The 3,196-nt window shown below is 42.3% G+C and carries 4 protein-coding genes; 1 reads left to right on the plus strand and 3 read right to left on the minus strand.

Annotated features, from left to right (window positions below; genetic code table 11):
• Positions 1-273, minus strand: a 273-nt coding sequence (locus tag F6K37_RS35825; protein WP_044494814.1) for a J domain-containing protein, incomplete at its 3' end; no start/stop codon positions are given.
• 631 nt (positions 274-904) lie between these two features.
• Between F6K37_RS35825 and F6K37_RS35830 the strand changes: the two genes are divergently transcribed.
• Positions 905-2,080 carry a pyridoxal phosphate-dependent aminotransferase gene (locus tag F6K37_RS35830; protein ID WP_287255692.1) on the plus strand — a complete coding sequence of 392 codons (1,176 nt, stop codon included), beginning with the start codon at positions 905-907 and terminating at the stop codon, positions 2,078-2,080.
• Between the two features lie 108 nt (positions 2,081-2,188).
• Here the strand turns inward: F6K37_RS35830 and F6K37_RS35835 are convergent, their stop codons facing one another.
• Entirely contained in the window at positions 2,189-2,641 is a 453-nt protein-coding gene (locus F6K37_RS35835) for a helix-turn-helix domain-containing protein (protein ID WP_271969066.1), read from the minus strand.
• Positions 2,642-2,720: 79 nt separating this feature from the next.
• Positions 2,721-2,921 carry a hypothetical protein gene (locus tag F6K37_RS35840; protein ID WP_131827196.1) on the minus strand — a complete coding sequence of 67 codons (201 nt, stop codon included), beginning with the start codon at positions 2,919-2,921 and terminating at the stop codon, positions 2,721-2,723.
• Positions 2,922-3,196 lie beyond the last annotated feature (275 nt).

The following is a 3,196-nucleotide window of genomic DNA, read 5'->3' on the forward strand; positions in this document are numbered from 1 at the left end:
ACGATATTGGTTCTTTAATGGTGATTGCTTCTGGGGTTTAGGCTTGGGGTGTCTATTTTTCCAACCGAGAGTTCTTTGTAAAGAGCGCAATTGGGCATGAGCTTCATTGATTTGTTGCAGCTTGCAGTGAGCTTTCTGTTGTAGCCGGGGATTACCAGAAAAACGGTCAGGATGCCATACCCAGGTCAAATCGAGGTAGCCCTGGTGAATCTCCTCCTGTGAAGCTCCAGGCTCCAGCTCCAGGATTCTGTAGTATTTCTCTACCTCTAACATTTACAATATCCTCTTCCGACAGTGACAGGAAAATCAATTAGTAGACACAAAGAAGCCCAAACAAACTTGTCGGGGCAAATTTCGCGCTGTGATGAAAGTCCTTGAGTCAGTTCCTAACTAAAAAACTCAGGACTTTGACACTTAGAACTAACAAACTTTTTCTTTTATAGCTACCTACTTAGTGCAGGGTAAACACATCTTGTTTTGAAATGCTTACTCGATATAAGAGTGATTTGATAAGTAATTTTGCTTATTAATTTGACAATCTTTTCTGAGTAAGGCTTCTAGAATTTAGATGCGTTTGCCCTGCTAGTTAGTCAAGTAAACAATAAATTTAAGTCTGAATTAATTGCCAGTCAATTGCAGCAAAAAAACACATCAATTTAAGAAATATATAGTTTCTAGTCTTTAGTTAACGTAAGTTCATGGTTTGACAGCAAACCTCTACAGCCTTGATTAGCCCTGATTAGCCCTGATTAGGTAACAAAGGGACAAGGCTGAAAAATAAAATAAATATTAAAATAAATCTAAAATAAATCTAAAATTAGTCCAAAATGGCTATGCATTATGGGATAATTATAAGATTGTCAAGGCAATCGCATTAACAATTCCTCAGTTATTATTTGTGAGAATGAAGCTGGCATCAAGAGTTGGTCAAGTTACCCCTTCCTTAACTTTAGCCATTGCTGCTAAAGCCAAAGCCATGAAGGCAGATGGGATTGATGTTTGTAGTTTTAGCGCTGGAGAACCGGATTTTGACACTCCCGCTCATATTAAAGCAGCCAGTAAGCAAGCCCTGGATGAAGGAAAGACTAAGTATGGTCCAGCCGCTGGGGAACCGAAGCTAAGAGCTGCGATCGCAAATAAACTGCGCCATCAGAATAACCTCAATTACGATACACAGAACGTTATTGTCACCAATGGCGGTAAGCAATCCCTATTCAACTTGATGCTGGCTCTGATTGAAGTGGGAGATGAGGTGATTATTCCTGCTCCCTACTGGCTTTCCTATCCAGAAATGGTGAAGCTGGCTGGTGGTAAACCTGTGATTGTTCCTACAGATGCCACTCAAGGGTACAAAATTACACCGGCTCAGCTCCGTTCATCCATTACACCCCAAACTAAATTATTTATTCTCAACTCTCCGTCTAATCCCACCGGTATGGTTTATACTCCCGCAGAACTAAAAGCCTTGGCGGAAGTAGTGGTAGAGCAAGATATTCTGGTGGTTTCTGACGAAATTTACGAGAAAATTCGGTACGATGGGGCTCAACACCTTAGTATTGGGGAAGTAAGCTCAGAAATATTCAAGCGCACTATCATTAGTAATGGGTTTGCTAAAGCTTTTGCTATGACTGGCTGGCGTATCGGTTATATAGCAGGTCCAGTAGAGCTAATTAAAGCAATGACCACGATTCAAAGTCATAGCACCTCCAATGTTTGTACCTTTGCTCAGTATGGTGCGATCGCAGCTTTGGAAGGTTCCCTTGACTGTGTAGAACAGATGCGCCAAGCCTTTGCCCAACGGCGACAGGTCATGTTAGAGCGGCTCACGGCCATGGCTGGACTGACTTGTCTGAAGCCAGACGCTGCTTTCTACTTATTCCCTAACATTAGTCAAACGGGTTTAAGCTCTTTGGAATTTTGCGATCGCTTACTCAGTTCCGAGCAAGTTGCTGCAATTCCTGGTATTGCCTTTGGTGCTGATGATTGTATCCGTCTTTCCTATGCTACGGATATGGCTTCCATTGAGAAGGGGATGGATCGCTTGGAAAAGTTTTTGCATCAAGTCAATGGCCACGGATAAAATTCGGGGGCTTTCCATAGCTTTGTGATCACAATTTTGTGATCAGTTGTTGCCATTCTCGACAAACTTTGATATCTGTGTTTTGCTCTGCATCTAGCAACTTGGGTTTCAACCACGAGCAGGAAAACTACCACCAATGAAGTGAACATCGCTGAAGGTTTCGATCCACAGACGAGCGCCACAAGGCAGTGGGTTATCCGGCTGATAAGTAATCCGGCAAGGACCGAGGATTTCTACCTGGTTGCCGTATAAATTGTTGCCACTTCGTTTTACTGAAATCACTGGCTTGCGCTCTTCCGGGCTTTTGTGGATATTCGAGCCAATGTGATTGCGGTTGACATTAATCTTGGCTAGAGCCGGAGTACGACTAGTACGCCATTTTCCTTTTGGTCCTCTAGTACCTTTAATGATTTGGGGCAGATTGTTGAACAGGGGAATAATCCAGAATTTCCCACTTTTATAGGCACCTCGGACCCGACCCTTCTCTAGGAGTTGGCGCAATCTCCGAGGAGAAATACCTAAAAGAGATGCCGCTTCAGTAGTACAAACGCACTTATTCATAGTTGTCTCCAAAAACTATACCGATAACACTATTATAACTTAAAAAGTTACCTTATTGTCAAAGTTCTAGTAAACTCACTTATAAAGTAGGATGATTATTAATAACTAACTTTAGCGGTAGAGTTATTTTTGGCGTTGCGTCAGTCTTCGCGCTGAATAGGAGTAGAGTGGGCATCCTGCCCGCCCGACAATAAGCATGAAACTGGCAAGATGCCAGTTCTACACAAGATGCCAGTTCTACACAAGATGCCAGTTCCACGCAAACATGCCCATTCCACAAAACTATTAAAAATTAAGCAACGCCTTATTTTCTAAGTCCGTCAAAAAGTGATCTTTAGGGATCAGTGTAGGAATTGTGATAATTTTTGTTTTCTACTCCGAGATCCGCTGTTCCCTATTCCCTTTGCTATTAGTGCCAAAGTTCAAGTAAACCCAGAAGCCCAATACTGACCCGTGGACAGTATTGGGCTTCTGAAGTTAATTAGTTTGGTTTAATGTGAAAATACTGTAAACACTCAAGCTAATCGTTGAGTCCAACTCAACAAGCGTGAGACA

The organism is Moorena sp. SIO4E2, from assembly GCF_010671945.1.
In the GTDB taxonomy this organism is placed as follows: Bacteria; Cyanobacteriota; Cyanobacteriia; order Cyanobacteriales; family Coleofasciculaceae; genus Moorena; species Moorena producens.

Coding starts and splice junctions, on each gene's coding strand:
- F6K37_RS35830 (WP_287255692.1), top strand. CDS start 905: ATGAAGCTGGCATCAAGAGTTGGTCAAGTTACCCCTTCCTTAACTTTA.
- F6K37_RS35835 (WP_271969066.1), bottom strand. CDS start 2,641: ATGAATAAGTGCGTTTGTACTACTGAAGCGGCATCTCTTTTAGGTATT.